16 protein-coding genes and 1 tRNA gene are annotated in these 22,387 nt (G+C 58.0%); 11 read left to right on the plus strand and 6 right to left on the minus strand.

From position 1 onward, the window contains the following. Positions 1 to 51 precede the first annotated feature (51 nt). The 5 genes from HY298_26885 (at position 52) to HY298_26905 (ending at position 8,340) form a co-directional block, all read left to right on the plus strand. The gene (locus HY298_26885; protein MBI3853868.1) at positions 52 to 2,955 is read left to right on the plus strand and encodes a fused MFS/spermidine synthase; all 2,904 of its coding nucleotides are present in this window, start codon (positions 52 to 54) and stop codon (positions 2,953 to 2,955) included. Positions 2,956 to 3,042: 87 nt separating this feature from the next. Then, on the plus strand, positions 3,043 to 4,227 hold the full coding sequence (locus tag HY298_26890; protein ID MBI3853869.1) for a 3-dehydroquinate synthase: 1,185 nt from the start codon (positions 3,043 to 3,045) through the stop codon (positions 4,225 to 4,227). A gap of 96 nt (positions 4,228 to 4,323) precedes the next feature. Further along, positions 4,324 to 5,799, plus strand: coding sequence for an alkaline phosphatase family protein (locus HY298_26895; protein MBI3853870.1), 1,476 nt, complete (start codon positions 4,324 to 4,326; stop codon positions 5,797 to 5,799). Between the two features lie 7 nt (positions 5,800 to 5,806). Beyond that, the gene (locus HY298_26900) at positions 5,807 to 7,228 is read left to right on the plus strand and encodes a PQQ-binding-like beta-propeller repeat protein (GenBank protein ID MBI3853871.1); all 1,422 of its coding nucleotides are present in this window, start codon (positions 5,807 to 5,809) and stop codon (positions 7,226 to 7,228) included. Between the two features lie 20 nt (positions 7,229 to 7,248). Further along, positions 7,249 to 8,340 (plus strand): ABC transporter ATP-binding protein, encoded by a 1,092-nt coding sequence (locus tag HY298_26905; GenBank protein MBI3853872.1) that lies wholly within the window; start codon positions 7,249 to 7,251, stop codon positions 8,338 to 8,340. Positions 8,341 to 8,458: 118 nt separating this feature from the next. On the opposite strand, the gene HY298_26910 is transcribed toward HY298_26905, so the two are convergent. Then, positions 8,459 to 9,217: a DUF3800 domain-containing protein gene (locus tag HY298_26910; GenBank protein MBI3853873.1), complete on the minus strand. Its 759-nt coding sequence runs from the start codon at positions 9,215 to 9,217 to the stop codon at positions 8,459 to 8,461. Positions 9,218 to 9,471: 254 nt separating this feature from the next. Here HY298_26910 and HY298_26915 point away from each other — a divergent pair, with 254 nt between their 5' ends. Together HY298_26915 and HY298_26920 are read left to right on the plus strand one after the other, a co-directional pair. Continuing rightward, entirely contained in the window at positions 9,472 to 10,515 is a 1,044-nt protein-coding gene (locus HY298_26915; GenBank protein ID MBI3853874.1) for a dipeptide ABC transporter ATP-binding protein, read from the plus strand. Between the two features lie 178 nt (positions 10,516 to 10,693). Continuing rightward, the gene (locus tag HY298_26920; GenBank protein ID MBI3853875.1) at positions 10,694 to 11,446 is read left to right on the plus strand and encodes a type II secretion system protein; all 753 of its coding nucleotides are present in this window, start codon (positions 10,694 to 10,696) and stop codon (positions 11,444 to 11,446) included. 41 nt (positions 11,447 to 11,487) lie between these two features. Here HY298_26920 and HY298_26925 read toward each other — a convergent pair whose 3' ends face one another. Then, positions 11,488 to 11,970, minus strand: a complete 483-nt coding sequence (locus tag HY298_26925) for a hypothetical protein (protein MBI3853876.1) — start codon at positions 11,968 to 11,970, stop codon at positions 11,488 to 11,490. An 86-nt stretch (positions 11,971 to 12,056) separates the two neighbouring features. Beyond that, positions 12,057 to 12,131: transfer RNA gene (locus HY298_26930), tRNA-His, on the minus strand. A 163-nt stretch (positions 12,132 to 12,294) separates the two neighbouring features. Between HY298_26930 and HY298_26935 the strand changes: the two genes are divergently transcribed. From HY298_26935 to HY298_26945, 3 genes are all read left to right on the plus strand, one after another. Continuing rightward, complete coding sequence (locus tag HY298_26935) at positions 12,295 to 13,395, plus strand: cyclic nucleotide-binding domain-containing protein (protein ID MBI3853877.1); 1,101 nt, start codon at positions 12,295 to 12,297, stop codon at positions 13,393 to 13,395. Between the two features lie 68 nt (positions 13,396 to 13,463). Then, complete coding sequence (mutL, locus tag HY298_26940; protein ID MBI3853878.1) at positions 13,464 to 15,494, plus strand: DNA mismatch repair endonuclease MutL; 2,031 nt, start codon at positions 13,464 to 13,466, stop codon at positions 15,492 to 15,494. Between the two features lie 139 nt (positions 15,495 to 15,633). Then, positions 15,634 to 16,173, plus strand: a complete 540-nt coding sequence (locus HY298_26945) for a hypothetical protein (GenBank protein ID MBI3853879.1) — start codon at positions 15,634 to 15,636, stop codon at positions 16,171 to 16,173. Between the two features lie 38 nt (positions 16,174 to 16,211). On the opposite strand, the gene tig is transcribed toward HY298_26945, so the two are convergent. From tig to HY298_26960, 3 genes are all read right to left on the minus strand, one after another. Then, positions 16,212 to 17,549, minus strand: coding sequence for a trigger factor (gene tig, locus HY298_26950; protein MBI3853880.1), 1,338 nt, complete (start codon positions 17,547 to 17,549; stop codon positions 16,212 to 16,214). A gap of 409 nt (positions 17,550 to 17,958) precedes the next feature. Further along, positions 17,959 to 18,618 carry a DsbA family protein gene (locus HY298_26955; GenBank protein ID MBI3853881.1) on the minus strand — a complete coding sequence of 220 codons (660 nt, stop codon included), beginning with the start codon at positions 18,616 to 18,618 and terminating at the stop codon, positions 17,959 to 17,961. A 189-nt stretch (positions 18,619 to 18,807) separates the two neighbouring features. Next, positions 18,808 to 20,988: a hypothetical protein gene (locus HY298_26960; GenBank protein MBI3853882.1), complete on the minus strand. Its 2,181-nt coding sequence runs from the start codon at positions 20,986 to 20,988 to the stop codon at positions 18,808 to 18,810. A gap of 224 nt (positions 20,989 to 21,212) precedes the next feature. Here HY298_26960 and HY298_26965 point away from each other — a divergent pair. Then, a partial coding sequence (locus HY298_26965) for a hypothetical protein (protein ID MBI3853883.1) occupies positions 21,213 to 22,387 on the plus strand: 1,175 nt, incomplete at its 3' end.

Raw genomic sequence — 22,387 nt, forward strand, 5'->3', positions numbered from 1 at the left:
ACAACGGCTGCGCGGCTATCCTATAACCGCGCGCAACGAACGCTGCCATTTATGCCGATTCTTTTGCTTTTCTTTTGCTCGGGCGCGACCGCGCTGATCTACGAGGTGGTCTGGTCCAAGTATCTGGCGCTGATGTTTGGCAGCACGATCCAGGCACAAACGGTCGTGCTGGCGGTGTTCATGGGCGGACTGGCGCTGGGTAACCGGCTTTTTGGCAATCGCGCCGATCGCGCGAGGCAACCACTCGCATGGTACGGATACATTGAGGTAACCATCGGCCTCTACGCTTTTTTCTTCACATCGATTTACGGTCTGGCCGATGGCATTTACGTCAAGCTGGGTTCGCCGATTGTGGAACACAGCGGGCTGTTGCTGGTGTTGAAAGGCGTTTTGAGCGTTGCCTTGTTGCTCGGTCCAACGACATTGATGGGCGGCACCCTGCCGTTGCTGGCTGCCTGGTTGCAGAAACAATCAACCGACGCCGGCCGCCGTTCGGCGCGGTTTTATTCCACCAATAGCCTGGGCGCAGTCTGTGGCGCCGGGCTGGCCGGATTTTTCCTCGTCCGCGCGATGGGGTTGCCGGTGACGTTGCAGATGACGGCGTTCGCGAATGTGCTCGTCGGATTTGCCGCGATTGGTTTGGCGCGACGACAAGGTAAATTGACGACCGACGCCGCCCGCGCATCAGCCGGCTCCGACACGGCGCCGTCACAATGTGCCGCGGCGGCTTTCCGATGGGGTTGTGTGATGGTCACTTTCACGGGAGCGGTGTCAATGGGGCTGGAGGTGCTGGCCACGCGGTGCTTGTCGCTGATTTTTGGCGCGTCGCTGCAATCGTTTGCGATCGTACTGATGGCGTTCATCCTTGGCATCGGACTGGGCAGCGCGGTGATTGCGTCGCCGCGCAGGCGACACATGGAAAAAGAAAAGACGTGCATCGCGCTGCTGTTGCTGGCGTCCGGGCTGGTGGGGTTGCTGGTGTTCAAAATGGAGGGCGTGGTCGAGGTTTATCGGCTGGCGAAAACCGGCTTGGCGGCCAGTGCCATGGGTTTCCGGTTGCACGAGATTCTCGCGGCGGCGATTTCGATGCTCGTGCTGGGCGTGCCGGCGGCTTTGCTCGGTTCGGTGCTGCCGCTTTCCATTCGCGCCGCTTCGGAAAACACCTCGGTGCTGGGCGACCGCGTGGGGCGTTTGCTGACCTGGAACACGCTGGGCGCGGTCGCCGGCGTGTTGTTGACTGGCTTTGTGTTGATGCCGCGAATCGGATTGCGAGGCTCGTTCGGCGTGTTGGCAATTGTGTTGAGCGTGACGGCGTTGCTGGTGGCGCGAATCCGCCGCCAGTGGCGCACGTTGGCCGTTGGCGCGGTGATCACGGGGCTGTTGCTTTTGGATTGCGCCTTTGGCGGTGAAGGGTGGCGGCACGTGATGAGTTCGGGCGCGTTCCGCAAACGCGAGCTGGCGGTAGATCCCCGCGAAATGGAGTTCCGGCGCAAGAATGTGGAAATTCTTTTTTACGAAGACGCCGCCGATGCGACGGTGTCGGTCGAAAAACTCAAGAACTCGAAGGACATTGCGCTACGCATCAATGGCAAACCGGATGCCTCGACGGAAGGCGATCTCTCGACGCAATATCTGCTGGCGCATCTGCCGATGCTGGCGCGCCCGGACAGCAAGGATGTTTTTGTGCTGGGCTTTGGCAGCGGTATCACGGGTGGCGCGTTGTTGGGTCATCCCATCGAGCACTTGAACATTGCGGAGAATTGCCGGCCCGTCCTGCGCGCGGGCAAATTGTTTGAGCCATGGAATCACGGTGTATTGACCGACCCCCGCACGCGGATCTGGCCAGAAGATGCGCGGACGGTGTTGAAGCTCAATCCGCAGAAGTATGACGTCATCATCAGTGAGCCATCCAACCCGTGGGTCGCCGGCATCGGCAGCGTGTTTAGTCGCGAGTTTTACGAACTGGCCTCCACGCGGCTCAAGGAAGGCGGCATCATGGCGCAATGGTTCCACGTTTACGAAATGAACGATGGCATCGTGGGTCTGGTGTTGCGCACGTTTGGCAGTGTTTTTCCCTACGTGGAAATCTGGGACACAAATCTGGGTGACATTGTTTTTCTTGGCTCCCATCAGCCGTGGGAAACGAATCCCGATTCATTTCGCAAAGTTTTTGCGCGGGAACTCCCGCGTGAGGACTTGGAACAGATCGGCCTCAAGACACCGGAAACAATCTGGGCGCGGCAAATTGCGTCACAACGTACCGGGTTCGCGATTCCCGGTCGAGGGCCGACGCAGTCGGACGCCTTCCCCGTCCTCGAATACGAGGCGCCCAAGGCATTTTACATCGGCGGCCAGTCACGCCTACTGGCCAACTTTGACGAGCGGACCTGGCAATTGCCTTTTGCCGCGCTCGAGAAACAATCCGTCTTGGGCACGCTGCCGGATGATGTGTTGAAACCCATTTTTGCCAGGCACAACACCTGCAACAACGATTTGGAGAATTACCTGATCAAACGGTTTGGCGCGGCAACCGGAGACAACTCTCCTGAAATATTGGACAGCGCTTTCATTCCGTGCATCTTTCGTCCGGCCAACCGACTCCTCCGACCGACCCATTTGCCCAAAGGAGTGAATGAAGAGGGAAACCGCTTTTTACAGGCCCGGGCTTCGCTGTTGTCGAATCGCGAGCAATGGCCGGAAGGGATTCGGCTCGTGGAAGCAATTCTCCGCGCGCCGCCGAGTAACGCTGCCCAACCCGCGCTGGAATGGCCGCTGGCGCTTTACGCGGCGATGGCGGCCAAGGCCAGTTTGAGTTTGGGCAATGTCCCGCAAGCGCGTGAACTTCTGCTGCTCGGCCTCAAACAGGACCCGCAACTCGACCAACTGCAATATCTGGCGCGCATCATGGTGCGGGAAAAATTGCTGCGGCCCGAGGACATCCCTGTCAGCTTCTAATCTTTGTGATGCCGTTGGAGGCGGACGGACAGCCAGCTCGATCAAATAAAACTCGAATTCTTCCGTCCAACCTTTCACATTTAAAAAATGGCAGACATTGAGCGCACGATCCAGGTGAGTTACCAACTGCGCGTGCATTTTACCCGTCGCGTGTTTGGCCCCGCGAATACGTTGCTCAAGATGGTGCTGGCGAACGGCGAAGATCAAGGACCGCGCAAGGTGCTCGTCGTGCTCGACGAAACCCTCGCCCTTGCGCAGCCCAATCTGGTCCGTGACATTGAGAACTATTTCGGCGCGTTTCCGAACGAACTCAAGCTCGTCTGCCCGCCGCTGGTCATCGAAGGCGGCGAGCGCGCCAAGAATTCGTACTTTCACGTTTCCGAAATTCAATCCCACATCGAACGCTTTCATATCGACCGCCACTCGTATGTCATTGGCGTGGGCGGCGGCGCGTTGTTGGATTTCGTCGGATTGGCCGCTGCCACCGCCCATCGTGGTGTGCGCCACGTGCGGATTCCCACGACCACGCTCAGCCAGGATGATTCCGGGGTGGGTGTGAAGAACGGGATCAACGCCTTTGGGAAAAAGAATTTTATCGGCACATTTGCGCCGCCGTTCGCCGTCATCAACGATTTTGAACTGCTGGCCTCGCTCTCGCCGCGTGACAAACGGGCGGGCTACGTGGAAGCCGTCAAAGTGGCGCTGATCCGCGATGCGAAGTTCTTTGACGAGATCGAACAGAACGCGGAAAAACTGCGCGACTTCGATCCGGCGGCAATGGAGCGCCTCATCCACCGTTGCGCCGAATTGCACGTGAACCACATTGCCACTTCGGGTGATCCATTTGAATTCGGGTCGGCCCGCCCACTGGATTTCGGTCACTGGTCGGCGCATAAGTTGGAGCAGATCTCTGAATACAAGATTCGCCATGGCGAAGCGGTGGCCATCGGTATTGCGCTGGATGTCATTTATTCGCGCAAGATGGGATTCCTTGAGGAGCGCTCCGCGACGCGGATTCTCGAGTTGCTGGAGACGCTCGGCTTTGCGTTGTTCGCCGACGAACTGCTGCACACGGTTTCCGGTGGCGGCCCGATCGTGCTCAATGGTCTGGAGGAATTCCGCGAACATCTGGGCGGCGAACTCACCATCACCCTGTTGAACGCAATCGGGCAAGGCTTCGAAACTCACGAGATGAATCTGCCACGGGTTGTCGAAGCCATTCGGGAATTGGAAGCGCGCCAAAAGCAAAAAGGGCGGAAGGTTAGTACGTGAAGGAGTAAGGCGGCACTTCTCTGGCGCTGCTGCGCTCTTGAGACAATCTACAATGCCTGCTTTCACTCAGGTTTCACTTGTGGCTAAATGAATCCGATGAAACGAACGGCAGTCATCAATGTTGTCGGACTCACTGAATCCCTCCTCGGCCCGAACACACCCCGCCTCAATGAATTCCTAAAGCGCGGCGCCGCCGCCAAAATCGTTCCCGCTTTTCCCGCCGTCACCTGTACTGCGCAATCCACGTACCTGACCGGCACTCCGCCAACGCTGCACGGCATCGTCGGCAACGGCTGGTACGACCGCGAGCTGGCCGAGGTTCAATTTTGGAAACAATCCAACCACCTGGTTCGCGGTCGGAAAATTTGGGAGGAGTTGCGCGAACTGCATCCGGGCTTCACCTGCGCAAAACTATTCTGGTGGTACAACATGTATTCCAGCGCGGATTATTCCATCACCCCGCGCCCGATGTATCCTGCCGATGGGCGCAAGTTTTTCGACATCTACACTTGGCCCTATTCAATACGCACCGAAGTCAAAAAGGACCTCGGCGAATTCCCGTTCCCGTGTTTTTGGGGCCCGGCAGCGGGCGTGACCTCACCGCAAGGCTCCGCCGATGCCGCGTCGCGCTGGATTGCCGAATCCGCCAAGTGGATTGAAACCAAATACGCGCCGACGTTGAGTCTAATCTACCTCCCACATCTCGACTACAATCTGCAACGGTTTGGTCCATTCAATCCCCTCACCCGGCCTTCGGCCACCCTCTCCCCATCCGATGGGGAGAGGGATGGGGTGAGGGGACGCAGTGAAATCAACCCCGCCATCGTCCCCGATCTAAGAGCCATCGACGGCATCGTCGGCGACTTGATCGAGTTTTTCGAAAAGCGTTTGGTGCAGGTGATTCTGCTTTCCGAATACGGCATCACGAATGTGAACCGGCTGATCCACTTGAATCGTCTGTTCCGCGAGAAAGGCTGGCTCACCATCAAGAACGAGTTGGGGCTTGAAGTGCTTGACTGCGGCGCGAGTAGGCTCTTCGCCGTCGCCGACCACCAGATTGCGCACGTTTATTTGAATGATCGTTCGCTGGAAACCAAAGTGCGGGCGCTGCTTGAGAAGACTTCTGGCATGGACCTGGTTTTGGGGCGCCTTGAGCAGGCAAAGATGAGGATCGATCATCCGCGCGCAGGCGACTTGATCGCCGTCGCGAAGGAAGACGCCTGGTTCACATATTACTACTGGCTCGATGACAACCTCGCGCCGGACTTCGCCCGCTGCGTCGATATTCACCGCAAGCCGGGCTACGATCCCGTGGAGCTTTTCCTCGACCCCAAAATTCCTGCGGTGAAATTGAAAATCCTTTGGCGTCTGCTGCAAAAGAAACTCGGCTTCCGCATGTTGATGGATGTGATTCCGCTCGATGCGACGCTCGTCAAAGGCTCGCACGGATGCCGTCCCACCGGCGCTGCGGACTTTCCGCTCATCATCACCAGCCGGCCGGAACTTTTGCACGCGCCGCAGATCAATCCGACGGACGTTTATCACATCATCAAGCGCCATGTGGAGAGATAGAATCGCTATGCGCCACTCTCATTGCTCCGAACATCGCGGAGCGTTTGGAGTGCGCCGACTTGTCGGCGCTTTCGACAGCGCTGACACGTCACCGCACTCCGGACGCTATCGCGCAGGTGTGTCGCCAGCCCGGATCCTGGGTCCGCATCGCGAGTTTTGGCTCGGCCATTTGAGAACCCTGGCAAGATTCGTTGGCCTGAAGGCGTGTCTTCTCCTGAGTTTGCTCGCACTGCAATCGAGTTTTGCTTCCGCCGAAAACTGGCCGGGCTGGCGCGGGCCGCGCGGCGACGGCACTAGTCTGGAAAGGAACGTTCCCCTTCATTGGAGCGCGACGAGCAATCTTGTTTGGAAAACAGAACTTCCCGGTGTCGGTCACGCCTCGCCGATTGTCTGGGACGACAAAATCTTCACCGTCTCCGCGCTGGCTGACGAACAGGCGCGTATGCTTTTCTGCCTTGATCGCAAGACTGGAAAAATTCTCTGGCAACAAACTGTTGTCACGTCGCCGATGGAAGGTAAACATCCGCTCAACAGCCACGCCTCCAGCACGCCGGCCACGGATGGCAAACTCGTCTATGTCGCGTTTCTCGATCAGAAGGAAATGCTCGTTGCGGCTTACGATTTCAATGGCCAACAGCAGTGGCTCGTCCGACCTGGAGAATTCGCGAGCAAACACGGCTTTTGCAGTTCGCCGGTCTTGTTCAAGGACAAAGTCATCGTCAATGGTGATCACGATGGCGATTCCTACATCGTCGCGTTGTCGCGCGCCGACGGCCACACGCTATGGAAAACGCCGCGCTTGAATCACACGCGCAGTTACGGCGCGCCGATCATCCGTGAACTGAGCGGGCGCACACAGATGGTTTTGTCCGGTGACATTTGCGTAACCAGTTACGATCCCAACAACGGCAGACTGCATTGGATCATCGATGGTCCCACCGAGCAATTCGTCGCTTCACTGGTCTATAGCGACAAGACCGGCTTGCTCTACATGACCGGTGGCTTTCCCGACCATCACATTCTCGCGATCAAACCGGACGGACTTGGCAACGTGACCAAGACGCACATCGCATGGCGCACGAACAAAGGCGCGGCCTACGTCCCGTCGCCCATCATCGAAGGCGATTATTTTCTGGTCGTTTCGGATTCTGGCGTCGCGCACTGTTTTGAGGCGGCCACGGGAAAATTACTTTGGCAGGAACGGCTGGGCGAGCATCACGCGTCGCTCGTTTCGGCCAGTGGACTCGTCTATTTCCTGAACGACAACGGCGTGATGCACGTCGTCAAGCCAGGTCCGGAGTTTCAACTGATCGCCAGGAACGAGATTGGCGAAAGATGTTTCGCTTCGCCTGCCATCAGCCAGGGACAAATCTTTCTGCGCGGTGACCGCCATCTTTTCTGCCTCGGTGAAATGAAGATGCAGGAATGAGTGATTCGCCATTGCATTCTATGCCGCTCCTCGAAATCAAAAATCTCGCGCTTGATTTCCGCGCGGGTGACGAACATCTGCGCGCCGTGGACGGTGTTTCGTTGAGCATCGAGGCGGGCGAAACTGTCTGTCTCGTCGGCGAAAGCGGCTGCGGCAAGAGCGTCACCGCGTTGTCCATCGCGCGGCTCGTGCCCACGCCGCCGGCGCGATACGTCGGAGGTGAGATTCTGTTGAACGGGCGCGACGTTTTGAAAATGTCGAAGGCCGAACTGTGTGACATTCGCGGGGGCGTGGTGAGTTACGTGTTCCAGGAACCGGGCGCGTCGTTGAATCCCGTGTTCCGCGTCGGCGCGCAGATCAAAGAAGCGCTCAAGTTACACGGCCCCCTCACCCGGCCTTCGGCCACCCTCTCCCCCGGTGGGGGAGAGGGACGCGATGAGGGGGCACGCTCACTGAAGCGCGCGGCGAGTGACTTCGACGCTGAAGTGATTCGTCTGTTGAAACTCGTCGGCATTCCCGCGCCGGAATCGCGAATCAAGGATTACCCGTTTCAAATGTCTGGCGGCATGCAACAACGCGTGATGATCGCCATGGCGCTGGCCAGCGAACCGAAATTGCTCGTGGCCGACGAGCCGACCACCGCGCTCGACGTGACCATCCAGGCGCAGATTCTGGATTTGCTGCGCGACCTCAAGCAGCGCCTCGGCATGGCGATTCTGCTCATCACGCACAACCTCGGCATCGTGGGCGACATGGCCGACCGCGTGGCGGTGATGTATGCCGGGCAGATCGTCGAACTCGCGCGCGCGCGCGAATTGCTGCGCCGCCCGCTGCATCCCTACACCCGCGCGCTGATGGCGAGCGTGCCAAAACTCTCCGGCGGCGCGGAACGGCTCACGGCGATTCCCGGCAGTGTCCCGCGCATCGGTAATTTCCCGCCGGGCTGCCGCTTCGCGCCGCGCTGTCCGATTGCGAAGGAAGAATGTTCAAAAGCAATTCCTGAACTCATCGAAGTCGAGCCGCAGTGGTGGGTGCGGTGTCCGTTTTGGAAAAATGAAATCAACCATGATCCCGCCGCGACGGGCGCGAGCACGGCAGGTCAACACGGATGAAGGCGTCTTCCTAAAGACTGCGTTGCGCGTCTCAAACTGAAGGCCTAAAAGCCCGAGACATGAATAGCCCAAGCCAAACGAGACAAACTCCGCGCGCCTTGGCAGTTAGGCAACTGCGTCACGTTTCCGCTCGCCCAAATCTGCGGCTCATGCACGCCGGGCACATGCAGTTGGCGTCTCTCGTTTGCTTGTGTGAGAGACCGTGCATCACGTTTTCGTGGGTGTCAAAACGCGAGGCGATGATATCGAAATACGAAGTGTCCCCTGACTGATAGCGCCGGAACACAGCGTAGGCAACATGATCGGCCAGTTGTACACACCGCGAAGCCTTGGAATTTACGAACAGCGGCGTCTCCGCCAAGTTGCGAATTACACCCCACTGCGTTCCGAGGCTGCGGAAATTACGGGCCATGCCTTGCAACGTGGTTTCGTGCGAACTCTCGTCCAGAATGATCATCCCTCGCTGGCGGTCGCCTTCGGCGTGCAGCCGGGAAAGATAACGGTCGAAGCGACTGCATAAATCCTCGAACGCGAGTTGCAGCGGATCGCGGCCGGGATAGGACGCCTTATGCACAACGCAGGCGAAAGCTTTGGCGGAATTGTAACTGGTGGCCAGAACGCCCAGCACAGCCTTCAATACGCCCTTTGCCTCTTCCTTGCCCAATTTGTCCCACGGCGCAACTCGCCGCGAAAAAATTTCCGAGGCGTGAAATTCCACGTCTTGCGGATTGGTGGCAGAGAAGCCAGAGGCAATCTTGTCCAGTTCGCTAGTGAGGAAGGAGGCTTGTGCCTCGAAAACGGATATTCCACCCAAGACCAGGTAATCCTCGGATTTGTTTGCCGCTGAACCAGCGTCGTCCAAGTAAAGGAGGTGCATTAAAAGAAATGCAGCCGGGTGGACTTGCGTCCAGCGAACCGCGTAACCGCAGCTCTCCCAACCGCAGAGAAAACGTATACAAACATCAACTTGCTGTCAACACGGCATTCCGACCAAATCCAACCGGCGAGTCGCCTGTGCTACCCGGTGCCTTGGGCTATTCATCTTGCGAACTTTCAGCCTTTTTGAATTGGCGCTTTGCGGCTATAAGAATTGCGCTCCTGACGAGCTTTATCTTGAATTTTCCCGAATCAATGAGCGCATTGCTCGAAGTCCAAAACCTGAAAGTCCATTTCCCGGTGAAGCACGGCGTGTTCAGCCGCGTGCGCGCGCACGTGAAGGCGGTGGACGACGTGAGCTTCAGCGTCGCGCCGGGCGAAACGCTCGGGCTGGTGGGGGAGAGCGGTTGCGGCAAGACGACGTTGGGCCGCGCCATCGTGCGACTGGTCGAGCCGACGGCGGGGAGCGTTTTGTTCGAGGGTGAAGACCTCGCGCGGATGAGCGGGGCGACGTTGCGCGCGCGGCGGCGCAAGTTGCAGATGATTTTTCAAGACCCGTACGGCTCGCTGAATCCGCGCATGACCATCGAGGATGTTATTGGCGAGGCGTTGGACATTCATGGGCTGGCGCATTCAGAAAGCAGAAAGCAGAAAGCAGAAAGCAGAAATAGTCAGAGCCTCCTCACGTCGGCTGCTACGAGGCCGGAAAAGAAATCGGCTCGACGGGCGCGCGTGGCGGAGTTGCTGGCGGCGGTGGGGCTGGACGTGGCTTACGCGCAGCGGTATCCGCACGAGTTCAGCGGCGGGCAACGGCAGCGCATCGGCATCGCGCGCGCATTGGCGGTCGAGCCGAAACTCATTGTGTGCGACGAGCCGGTGAGCGCGTTGGACGTTTCGGTCCAGGCGCAGATCATCAATCTGCTCCAGGATTTGCAGCAAGAGCGCGGCATCGCCTATCTGTTCATCGCGCATGATCTCGCGGTGGTGGAACACATCAGCCAGCGCGTGATGGTGATGTATCTGGGCAAAGTGGTGGAACTGGCGGAGGCGAAAACATTGCTACGCGCGCCAAAACATCCCTACACGCAAGCACTGATTTCCGCCGTGCCGGAGGTTGATCCGGACACGAAACGGAAGCGCATCGTGCTCGCGGGCGATGTGCCTTCGCCGATCCATCCGCCGCCGGGCTGCCCGTTCCATCCGCGGTGTCCGATTGCGGAAGCGAGGTGCCAGACGGAAGTGCCGGGATTGCGCGAAGTGACGGCCGGACATTGGGTGTCGTGCCATTTAGCGAAGTGAATTGGAGTTCAAGGTTTAGCTTGTCATCACGACAACAAGCTAAAGCTTGAACTCCAACAGGGCGGACAAGTTGAAGTCTCCCAACGAGACTCCACTGAATATTGTTTGCGCGCGTTGCGTCCTAATCTTCGCGCCCGGCTTGTAACCAAAGGGGTTCAACGAGCGTCATTAACAACGCATGAAGGCAAAGACACCATTGATGTACTCTCGACAGAACCAACCGACCGGCGGTTTTACCTTGATTGAACTGTTGGTGGTCATCGCGATCATCGGCATCCTGGCGGGGATGTTGTTGCCGGCGTTGAGCCGGGCGAAAGAGGCGGCGAAACGAATTTCTTGTGTGAACAACCTGCGCCAGTTGGATCTTTCTTTGAAGATGTACGTGGATGAATACGAAGGGCATTTCCCACCGCGCGTTTTCAGCAATCGCTGGCCAAGCCTGCTGCGGGAAGGGTATCGCGATTTGAGAATTCTAAAATGTGCCAGCGACGCTCCGAATCCGGCGACGCAAACCAACACTGTTTACGAGGCTGATCGCGCGCCGCGCAGTTACATCATCAACGGCTGGAACGATTATTTTTCCGCGTCCACCGAGCCGAACGTCTGGCAGCAGTACATGAGCGGGAGTTCCACGTTGACTGTGCCGGAGACCGCCATCGCCGAGCCGAGCCGGACCATTGTGTTCGGGGAAAAGGACCACGATTCACCGCACTATTACATGGATTACCAACAGTATGACGACCTGCTGCAACTGGATCAAAGCCGTCATTCCACCGGGCACAAGGACGGGCGCGGCAACGGCGGCGGTGGATCGAACTACGCCTTTGCGGACGGCAGCACCAGCTTCATCAAATTCGGAAAAGCCCTCACCCCGGTCAATCTTTGGGCCATTGTCCCGGCCGTCCGCAACATCGGGATTTCTGCTCCCTAAGGCGGGGCCAGCCACTGTGCGGAATCGTGCTCAAGATCCCGCTATGGGGCCGGTTGAGTCTTCTCGGTACTCTGGAAGTCATGCTCGCCTTTGAGGCTTCCAGCTTCCACCAACAACCGATACGGCACCTCCGGCTGCAGGAGTTCAGGACGCGCGCCTTTCACCGCGGGTTTCATGCCGCGGATCGGCACGCCGTAAATGATTGATTTGACCGGCACGGAGTTGGAATCAGAAATCAAGTGCCACAGCGGATGCGCATACTTGTTGGTCTTCAATTCATCCAACGCGACGACCTTGACGGACGTCAGCTTGTATTTTGCGGTGAAGAAAAACGCCACCGTGTTGGCCGTTGAATCGTCCATCGGATTGCGCGCCCCTTTGCGTCCAGCCGTCGGTGAACTTGGCCGGATGTCATGCGCAATCTCGATGGTCGCCGGCGCAAACCAATCCGAAAAATTAAAATAGACATAGCCCGCCGTGAGCAGGATGGCGAGGGAGATCAACAGAACACTTCGCTTGTTCATAAAATGAATTCGGCTGCATCAGTTGACGCGCCGGCAGGGGAATTATTCAAGATCGAATAGACGAGCACCAAACGGAAATTGAAAGGTGGGGTGGCCAACGGGATTCGAACCCGCAACAACAAGCTCCACAAGCTTGGACTCTACCATTGAGCTATAGCCACCAGCCGCGGCTAACCTAATTTTTGCCCTCCCGCCCGTCAAGTGTTGTGATTCGCCATCCGCTGGTCCGTCAGGCGGCAGCGGGAGTTGCTCGACGCAGTGCGATGCCACCGGCCGCCCATCTGTTTGCTTTACGACAAAGGTTTTTGATCTAACATCCGCCGCATGGTGACGCTGGAATCAAGCAAGCTCTTTTGCAACCTCACTGCGGAGGAGTTGCAATCACTGCGGCAGACCGCCCAGGAGCGGAGTTTCGCCGCCGGCCAGGATATTTTCAAGGAAGGTGAGAGTGGCGACGGGGTTTACAGCGTCAAGGAGGGCCTGGTGCAGATCACCGCGCTCGTCGGCCCGGGTGTGCGACGCGTCTTCTCCCAGGTCGGGCCGGGCGAAGTTTTTGGCGAGATGGCCGTGTTGGAGAATAAACCCCGGTCCGCCACCGTGACGGCGGTGAAGAACACGGCCGTTTACTTCATCCCTCGCGATGCCATGTTGAACCTGCTCGAACAATCGCCCACGCTCTCGCTCGGTCTGGTGCGCGAGATCAGCCACCGCCTCCGCGAATTCAACGGTCAATACATTCGTGAAGTGTTGCAATCGGAACGCCTGGCGCTGGTCGGTCGTTTTGCCCGCTCGATTGTGCACGATGTGAAAAACCCGCTCAACATCATCGGCCTCACCGCCGAATTGGCGGGACGGGAATCCGCTTCTGTCGAGGCCCGGCAGCGGGCCAGGTCGTGCATCGTCAAACAGGTGGAACGCATCAGCAATTTGATCAACGAAATCCTGGAGTTTACCCAGGGTGCGCACGGCGCGATGGTTTTGGGGGCCACCGATTACGCCGTGTTCGTGCAGCAACTGATCGAGGATATCAGCGCGGAAGTGGATTTGAAATCGGTGACGCTCGAGCTGGCGAACCCGCCGCCTTCGGTCAAGCTGCTGCTTAATCCTCAACGGCTGGCGCGCGTCTTTTACAATCTCATGAGCAATGCGACGGATGCCATGCCGGACGGCGGGAAGGTCGTGCTGCGCTTTGATGTCAACGACAAGGAAGTCGTCACCGAAATCGAAGACACCGGGCCGGGCATCGCGCCGGAAATTGCCGGCAACCTGTTTGAAGCCTTTGCCACGTATGGCAAGTCTCACGGAACGGGTCTCGGGCTTTCCATCAGCAAGAAGATTATTGAAGATCATCATGGCCAGATTTCTGCCCGCAACCAGCCGGGACACGGCGCGATTTTTTCCTTCACGCTGCCACGGCAACGTTAAGCGTCGCACACGATGGTTGCGGATGATTCCGACCCGGCAACTTATTTAATTGGCCAGGCTCTTTCATTGTGAACCGCATCCGCTTGCTATCCGAACAGGTCGCCAACCAGATCGCCGCCGGCGAAGTGGTGGAACGGCCCGCGAGTGTCGTCAAGGAACTCGTCGAAAACTCCCTGGACGCTCAAGCCACGCGCATCACGGTGGAAATCCAGGCAGGCGGACGCAGTTTGATTCGGGTGACGGATGATGGCGCGGGCATGAGCCGCGATGACGCGCTGCTGTGCCTCGAACGCCACGCCACGAGCAAGATTCAGAAAGCGGAAGACCTCGCCGCCATCGCCACGATGGGCTTCCGCGGCGAAGCGTTGCCGAGCATCGCCAGCGTCAGCCGCTTCACGCTGACCACCCGCGAACGCGAAGTTGGAGTCCAACCTTCAGGTTGCTTCGGCAGCACGGACAGCCTGAAGGCTGAACTCCAACCAATTGAAGGCACACAGGTCATCGTGAACGGCGGAAAAATTGTCGAGGTGAAAGCCGCCGGCAGTGCACCGGGAACCAGCGTGGAAGTGCGGCAGCTCTTTTTCAATCTGCCGGCTCGCCGGAAATTTCTAAGAAGCGAGGAGACTGAATCCGCGCACATCCAGCATTATCTCACGCTGGCCGCACTGGCTTATCCGGAAGTGGCATTCACGTTTCAGAAAGACGGCCGGCTGGTCTGGCAATTGCCCGCCCTCAAATCCGGCCAGGAAGTCAGCGAGCGTTTGCCCGTCTTGCGCGAGCGATTGCGCGCCATTCACGGCGGCGATCAAAAAATGCTGGCGGTCGATTTTTCAACGGAAGTCGCCGAACCAGTTGAATCTACCGGATCGGACGAACCCTCAACTCTCAACTCTCAACTCTCAACTCTCCGCGTCCGGGGTTTCATTGGCGCGCCGGGCGTCTCGCGTTCAACGCGCGAAGACCAGCATCTGTTCGTGAACCGTCGGCCGGTGGAAAATCGCGGACTGAACTTTGCCTTACTCGAGGGCTATCACACTGCGCTGATGAAAGGGCGTTACCCGGTTTGCTGTTTGTTTCTGGAAATCGATCCCGCCGCCGTGGATGTGAACATTCATCCGTCCAAACGTGAGGTAAAATTCCACCAAGAAGCCGTCGTGCGGCGACTCGTCGCGCAAGCGGTGCGCGAAACACTGCTGCGTTTTCATTCGGGAACGACCGCGGAAGACGACACCCGAAGCCGAGAGTCGAAAGTTGAAGGCCGGACGCCGGAGCGTGTCACAGCGGTTGGACGGACACTTGAAGTCAAACCGACGCCGGAATTTTCCGCGCCGCAATTGCCGAACTTCCCGTTGCCAGCCAAACCGGTTCCTGAATGGCCGGCGCGCCCGGTCGAAACGCGCCCGTTGCCGATGGGTTTTTCCTCCGTTCGCCCGACGCCGGCACCTTCAACCCCTGCGCCCACTCAATTACCCGATCACCCAATCACTCAATCACCAGTTTCCGTTCCTTTATTGAACGTCCCGCTTCGTCTCGTCGGCGTCATCGGGAAACTTTACGTGGTGCTGGAATCCGACCGCGGACTGGTGCTGCTCGACCAGCACGCGGCGCACGAGCGGATTTTGTTCGAGCAAATGCTGACGCGGCTGGAGCAGCAGGGCAACGCGTCGTCGCAACGTTTGTTGTTGCCGGAGACGGTCGAGTTGTCCGTGCGCGACGCGCAATTTCTGCGGGAACAATTGACGACCCTCACGCGGCTGGGGGTTGGTTTGAGCGAGTTTGGCGAACGCACGTTCTTGCTCGATGCGCTGCCGCCCTTTGTCAAAGCCCCCGATGCGCGCCGCTTTGTTCTCGAACTCGTGGACGAACTCAAGGCCGCCGGACAGGAAGTCAATTCGCTGCGGCTCGGCGAACATACCGTGGCCAAAACCGTCTGCCGTCATGCTGTCAAAGCCAACGATCCGCTGCGCGGTCGTGAATTGGAAAATCTTGTGGAAGACCTGCGCCGCTGCGCCATGCCTTACACCTGCCCTCACGGAAGGCCAACGTTGATCGAAATGAACTATCGCGAGCTGGAGAAAAAGTTTGGAAGGACGCAGTAATGACTATTGCAATCATTGTCGGCGCAGGTTGCGGGTTCATTTCAGCCCGAAAAGCACGCTCGACAGAATTTTACGTCCACATTACTGTTTCGCCGTGAACCGAGATAGGCTGCAAATTTGCAGTTAACTTTACTGTACGATGAGACTTTCCATTTACATAGGCTTACTGATGCTGGCAACCTCATGCAGTACTTCAAACCCATCCGCTAAGAACTCCAGAGACCCTGAAGTCGGCTCGGAAGAAAAGCCCGTTTGGTTTTGGTTCGCTGGGGATGGCCCTCAGATGTCTCTTCAAGTGCGTCTCGATCAGAAAATAATCTACGAAACCAAGTTCCCCATCCGCCACGCGAAGCGTTCGAGCGCATACAGCAAAGGGCAAGAAAAAGCGATTCATTATTCGTTCACTTCAGCGAGGGCAATAGTGTGGCAGGGCTACAAGGACGCCGACGAAACTACTGCTGCGAACCAAAAAATATTGGGAGATATTTGGCTGGCAGGGGCTGACCCAGATTGCCTAATTCTCGGCATCGCTTTCGGAGGGCAAGATTCAAACTACATGAACACCCTTCACATTGCGCATCCAAACCAGCGCGATGAATCAACGATTGCGTCAGGCTTAGTGATTTTCACTGCGCCGATAGAGGGGAAGAAAACAAAGGCGTCCAAAATACCTAGATAGGCTGCGAAACCACCACGACTCGGGAAGTCGCCGGAAATTTAACTTGGATTTGATGCGGGAGCTTCCTCGGTTTTCGCCGGCACATCCTCAATCTTCGCGTTGTTCTGGAGAAACTCCATGACCTTTTCGTTGGCGACCTGGTCGTAGATTTCGACCAGGCCGTTGCGCTTCTGCAAATCTTTCAGAAATTTCTCCGGCGTGATTTGATACATCCGGGCCAGGTGCTGGACGCGCGCCGCCACTTCCGTCTGCGAGACTTTGATGTCTTCCTTTTCCGCGATCCGCTGGATCAGATAGGCCGCTTTCACCCGGTCTTTGGCGCTGTGGCTGGCCACGGAATAAATCTGCTCCTTCTGTTGCTCGATCAATTCCCGCGCCACGCCGCGCTGCTGGTTCTCGCGGACGATGTCATAGACAACGTTGCGCGTCTCCTGCGTCAGCACCGACTCCGGCAAATCGAAATTCACCCGGTCGAGCAGCGCCCGCACGAGTTGATTGCGGATGCTCTTGTTCTGTTTGAACGTCAGTTCGTTTTGCAAATCGGTGCGGACACCGTCGCGCAGTTTTTCAAGACTCTCCGCGCCGTAGGCCTTGGCAAAGGCTTCGTCGAGCGCCGGCAAAAGCTTCTCCTTCACTTCCACCACTTCGACTTCATAAACACCCTTTTGCCCGGCCAATTCCTTCGTCACGAAATCAGCGGCGAAATCGACGTTGACGGTGCGTTTCTCGCCGGCAGTGGCGCCGATGAGTTGCATGGCAAAACCGGTGATGAACGAATTCGGTTCGACGTTGATCCAGAAATTCTTTGCCTCGTTTAAACCCTTGGCCGTGGGCGCCGTCTCAGTGATCGGTTTGCCGTTGCACGCGCCGGTGTAATTGACCACCACCACATCGCCGGTTTGAACCGGACGGGCGACGGTCTGGAAATTGGTCTGTTGCTCGCGCAAAAGATTCAACGCGCGTTCGATGTCTGCTTCCGTCACTGACGCCACTTCGCGTTTGACGGGCAGCCCTTTGTATTCGGGCAGTTGAATCTCCGGCGCGGTTTCTATCGTCGCCGCGAACTGCAACGCTTGACCGCGGCCGAACTGAATCTCCTCGATGTCGGGATAGCCGACCACATCCAGCTTTTGTTGCTCGACCGCCTTGCGATAAGCGTCGGGGATCAGCTTCTTTTTGACTTCGTCGTGGATGTCCTTGTCGTATTTCTTGAGCACCATGTCGCGCGGCGCCTTGCCCGGTCGAAACCCCGGCAGCGACACCTGCCGTTGGAAGTCCTTCATCATCGACTCGAAGGCTTCGTCCACTTCCTTCGCCTCGATTTCCACGCGCAACAGCTTTTTGCACGGCGCAAGATTTTCCATCGTCACATTCACAAATTAAACCTTTCGATTGAGCGCTGAAAACCGCGTGCCCAAACGTCTGCTGGGTTTTCGCGTTCAGCGAGTCGGGGAGCGTAGGTTAAGCCCTTGCTTTACGTCAAGCTTGTCATCTGATTTTACGGGCAGGAATGAGAATGACCCCTCAATCGAAGGAAGTCAGCGTGTGCGTCCCTCCTCACCCAACCTTCTCCCCCAGGAGAATCAGGGTGAGAATTCCCCGAAGAATCTCGCTCCTTCAACCAGAACCGCGACTCCGAGTCGGGGCCGGCCGTAGCAGCCGACGTGAGTCGGCTCTGACTCTCATCGAAGTCAGACGGAGCGGACTGACGTCCGCTGCTACGAGGTTCATGGAAAGGGCGAGTGTTCGCGACTGACTAACTTCGTTTTTCCAACTGCAACCTCATCAACTCGATGGCGGCGGGCCGTAGTGCGCGGCATGAGAAATGTAGGCGGCGACATCGTGGAGCATGGCTTCGATGGTTGAGGCTAGCGGCGCGACCGTGACGAGGCCCGAGAACACCGCGCGATCGCCAATCGAGTCTTCAATCAAGAATGCGGGTCGCTGATTGACTTGAAACGAATGAAACTCTGCCGTGCTGGCGCGGACGCGGGCTTCGATCTCCTTCGACTTCGCCTTGGCGAGCAAGGCCGCAGAGTCGAGGTCGGCGGCTTTTGCGGCAGGCGCCACAGCTTCTTCCCAGCGCCCCACCTTGCGTCCTTCCCGCAATGCTGCATGAGCGATGGCAAGACGCACATGATCGTCGGTCACACCAAAATCCTTCGCCGCTTCGGCGACGGCGTTCGGCGCAAGATATTCCTTCATCCCCGACTCATACCAACCTGCGCTCAGCATGAACGGCGAGCGCATGATTGTGCCACTGCGGCGAAAATACCATTCCTCCTCCTCCCGCGTGGCCGGAATGCTGGATGCATCCAGCAAAGCAGTTTTCCAAGCGAACTCGACTTTGCCAGTGTAACGCTGCTTCAACTCCGCCCACGCCGGCTCGGCCCAATAGCACCAGGAAGAAATGACATCAAGGTAACAGATAATTTTAACATTCATCAGCCCTTTGTAGCCAGCGCGGGGCGACGGTCAAATTCTAAAAATTGGGCCGTGCACTTGATTTTCGCTGGGATCAGACACGCTAAAGCGTGAACTCTAACACTGCGCGAGGCCGGTTGCGTTGGAGTTCAACCTTTAGGTTGGCCCTGACGGCATGAGAGGAATCAAGTGCATGGCCCAATTCTAAAATTAAAAATGCACCACGAGTTCACGCGATATTGCCTCATTGGCGAAGCGAATCCAGAGCAACTCGTCAGTGCTGGAGTACTCGAAGTCCTTCACCACCTGGCCAGCCAGTTTGATTTCGCGTGGCCGCTTCGCCGAGTGTATGAGGACAACCGCCGGCGTGTTGCCGACACCTTCAACGGTGAGTGTGAGTGAGTTCGCATTGAGTTTTGCGGGCAAGGCCTTGCAGGCTGACGCCAGCACTCGCGGCTTATGTCCGCGGACGGTGGTCAGATCGAGAAGAAAAAGACGGGAAGCCTCGGACAGGGTGACGGCATCGCGGACCTGGAGCGCGGGATCGAAAAGATTCACGAACTTGCCGTGCACTTCTTTTGGCTCGCCTGCAACTGATTCGTCCAGGCCCGCGGCGATGAGATACGGCCCGCGTCGGAGCAAGAGATAATTCGTCTCGCGCCACTTCAGACCGACACGCAGCGCCGCTTGTTTTACGCTGGCCGCCAAGCGTGTATCGCCTTCCGCGCTGGTGGCGAGCATCGCCGGGTTCTCCCGCATCCAGAACACGGCGCCTTGGCCGACTTTTGCGCCCACCCCGGACTGCGCTTCGTCGAGTTTGCGTCCGGTCAGACCGAGTTGTGCGAAGAGACGCTCACGCGGTGTCGCATGACTGCGTCCGTCGCTGTTCCACCATTCGCAGACGTGGTTGTAGGGATCGTCGTCACCGTCAATCACGACCAGCGCCCCGCCACGCTTCACCCATCCGGCCAGCGGCAAGTGAACTTCCGGCGTCAGCGGTTTTTGGCCGTGGTAACTCAGCAGCAGCACGCGAAAACCGTGGAGGTAGCGCGGCACCGTGACGTTCTCCAACTGGACCGGTGTGATCGGCATCCCGCGCTTGAGGAGCGGCAGGGCGAGGCCGTAAACATGGCTCAGGTGCGCGTCGCCCGGCGTGGGTTCGCCGCGCTGAAACATCAACGAATCACTTACGAGCACGCCGATTCCCCCGGTGCCGCAGTCCCACTCCACGCGCGACTGCTTCATTTCGTTGAGGGAGTTCATCACGATTTGCAGCTCCGTTGCGTAAGCAGGCGGAATCGGTTCGCGCTCGGCCGGCTTGCCTTTCTTCGGATAACTCCCACCGAAGACGCGCTCCGGCCACGGTGCGACTTCGTAACGCCAGACTTCCGGCTGGAAAAGTGACGCGACCAAGGTCGATTCCCAGTTCACGCGGTAATCCTCCCAATCGTGGTTGGGATCGTCCTCGACCGGGTCGTTCAAATACCAGACCGTGCGGCCCGTGGCGCGAACGAGATTCTGCATGGCACCGTATTCGAGGAACGCAGTTTCGAACGTGCGCTCGCGCAATCTGCCACGGAACAAGTTCGGTGTGCGTGACGTGCCGGTCCAGACTTGCGCGATGTAGCCGTCGCAGCCTTCGAGGCGGGCGAGGCTGGACTCCGGACTGACGATCCGCCAATGCGCGTAATTGAGCAGGCTGTGAGTGGGGACGTAGCAACGAACGTGGCGACCGGTGCGTTTGTTGAATGCCTGCACGTGATCGAACACCTGCTGCAACGCGCGGCGATAGAGAAAATATTTCAGCTTGGACGCGCGCCATTGAGCGTCCACCGAACTGTGCGGCGGTTGCCAATCCTCGCCGTAGTAACTGCGCCACTCGCGCTTGAAGCCTTCAGAATAACCACCACGCACCCAGAATTCCGGCTCTTCAAGATGAATCGCCTCGGCACCGGCATCGAGCGCCCGTTGGACGCCGACCGAGAGAAATTTCCCGAAGTTGGTGCCCGGGCACATGTAGTAAACGTCGCCGCCGTGACTGATCTTGTTGCCGTTGCGCTCCGTTTGCGCTTCGTCCTCGTGATTCACGCCGTCGAAGCGACCGTAGAGGTAGTCCTGATAATTGCCCCATGAGACGCCGGTCATCACGTGGATGCGGTAACCGCGGTCACGCCAGGTTTGGATGCGTTGCGGCAGACCGGGATCCACGCCGTAAACAATCGCGACGTCCGAGCGCAGGTTGCCCACCGTGCTCCACGGCTGGCCGGTTTGGAAGCAGGTGCGTTCAAGCGCCTGCTGCGGGTTGTCAGGGTCTGCGGACAGTTTGTCCGTGGCGAACAGACGAGCAGTGACGAGCAGGAGTACAGCCACACCGCAAGCGAGGCAATGCATGAGGCATAGATGTGCGAAGCAGGGTCGGCATTCAAGCGTTTTGTCTGACACCTGCGGCGTCCGAAAAATCAAGTTATGCAGAGAAAACGCTTGCAAAGCGGCTTCGCTTTTGCAACAAACACCCAACCCAGACTTAACCGAACGCAAGCATTGACGGTAAGATTTCAGGTCAAGGCGAGCCTGAAGATGCGTGCGAGAGTAGTCACAGAAGTAATTGCAGTTTTATGAAAACAATCCCCCAGGTTTTGCCAACGACAATACTTTCACGTCTCGACGAAGCTGCTGCGCTTCCGAACACCAAGACTCGCGCCAGCGACTCCAAAACCAACGTGCACAGTCATACGGCACACCGGACGAGAAGTGTCGTCGGCACGCTTTGGTTGCTGGTCGCGGCCCTTCTTCTCACGTCCGCGGACATTCGAGCGCAAGGTGTGCTCACCAACGGCTGGATGCACACAGGCACCATTGCTCCGGTGGGTGATTCCGACTCCTGGACTTTCTCCGCCAATGCCGGGGACAGAATCGTTATCCGGGTTGGGGAAATCACGCAGACGAACAGTTTCACCCCGCGCATCCGGCTCATCAACCCCGCCTCAGTGACAAACACCGCGTCGGGCGCGGTCGCGGCGGAGATCGCCGTTACGGCCACGAACACCGGCACGTTCACAGTGATCGTTGACGATGCTTTTGGCACAACGGCCACTGGCACTTATCGGCTGACTCTGGCCAAGTCGCCTGGCGCAGTTTTTGTTGCGCCCGGTGACGAAGGCGGGCCAATGACCAATGGGGTAATGCACACGGGCACGATTGACGTGGGCGATCTGGACGTGTGGACGTTCACGGCGAATTCAGGCGATGCGATCATCGTGCGGATGGGGGAGATCACGGACACCAGCGCCAATTTCACTCCCTGGGTGCGGCTGTTTGGGCCGAACGGCACGCTGCTGGATTCCGGCTTCGGATCCTCGGCGGGAGAAGTCGCGGTTACGGCAACCAACAGCGGGACATTTACTGTGGTCGTGGGCGACGCCAACGGGTTGTTGAGCGGCACGGGCACTTACCTTTTGACTTTGGCCAAGACCGGCGATCCGGTGGTGGTATCGGCAGGGGATGATGGTGGGCCGATGACCAACGGAGTGCTGCATACCGGAACGGTTTTGACGGGTGACTTGGACATTTGGACATTTTCAGCCACCAACGGAGACAACATCGTTGTGAGGATTGGAGAGATCTCTGACACCAACACGTTCACGCCTTGGTGTCGTGGTGCGAGCAAAGTTGGAGAGGGCTGTGCGAGCAAAGCTGGAATGATGAGGGCGCCGCTGCTGTTTTACTTGAGGGGTGCGTTGCTGAGGCGCAAAGTGTCCTCGCTTCAGCGGAGGATAGGGCTCTGCGGGGA

Source organism: Verrucomicrobiota bacterium, assembly GCA_016200005.1.
Taxonomy (GTDB): Bacteria; Verrucomicrobiota; Verrucomicrobiia; order Limisphaerales; family PALSA-1396; genus PALSA-1396.

Bases quoted from the DNA above. Each gene is read 5' to 3' on its own strand.
- HY298_26885 (MBI3853868.1), top strand. From the start codon at position 52: ATGCCGATTCTTTTGCTTTTCTTTTGCTCGGGCGCGACCGCGCTGATC.
- HY298_26890 (MBI3853869.1), top strand. From the start codon at position 3,043: ATGGCAGACATTGAGCGCACGATCCAGGTGAGTTACCAACTGCGCGTG.
- HY298_26895 (MBI3853870.1), top strand. From the start codon at position 4,324: ATGAAACGAACGGCAGTCATCAATGTTGTCGGACTCACTGAATCCCTC.
- HY298_26900 (MBI3853871.1), top strand. From the start codon at position 5,807: ATGCGCCACTCTCATTGCTCCGAACATCGCGGAGCGTTTGGAGTGCGC.
- HY298_26905 (MBI3853872.1), top strand. From the start codon at position 7,249: ATGCCGCTCCTCGAAATCAAAAATCTCGCGCTTGATTTCCGCGCGGGT.
- HY298_26910 (MBI3853873.1), bottom strand. From the start codon at position 9,217: ATGCACCTCCTTTACTTGGACGACGCTGGTTCAGCGGCAAACAAATCC.
- HY298_26915 (MBI3853874.1), top strand. From the start codon at position 9,472: ATGAGCGCATTGCTCGAAGTCCAAAACCTGAAAGTCCATTTCCCGGTG.
- HY298_26920 (MBI3853875.1), top strand. From the start codon at position 10,694: ATGAAGGCAAAGACACCATTGATGTACTCTCGACAGAACCAACCGACC.
- HY298_26925 (MBI3853876.1), bottom strand. From the start codon at position 11,970: ATGAACAAGCGAAGTGTTCTGTTGATCTCCCTCGCCATCCTGCTCACG.
- HY298_26935 (MBI3853877.1), top strand. From the start codon at position 12,295: ATGGTGACGCTGGAATCAAGCAAGCTCTTTTGCAACCTCACTGCGGAG.
- HY298_26945 (MBI3853879.1), top strand. From the start codon at position 15,634: ATGAGACTTTCCATTTACATAGGCTTACTGATGCTGGCAACCTCATGC.
- HY298_26955 (MBI3853881.1), bottom strand. From the start codon at position 18,618: ATGAATGTTAAAATTATCTGTTACCTTGATGTCATTTCTTCCTGGTGC.
- HY298_26960 (MBI3853882.1), bottom strand. From the start codon at position 20,988: ATGCATTGCCTCGCTTGCGGTGTGGCTGTACTCCTGCTCGTCACTGCT.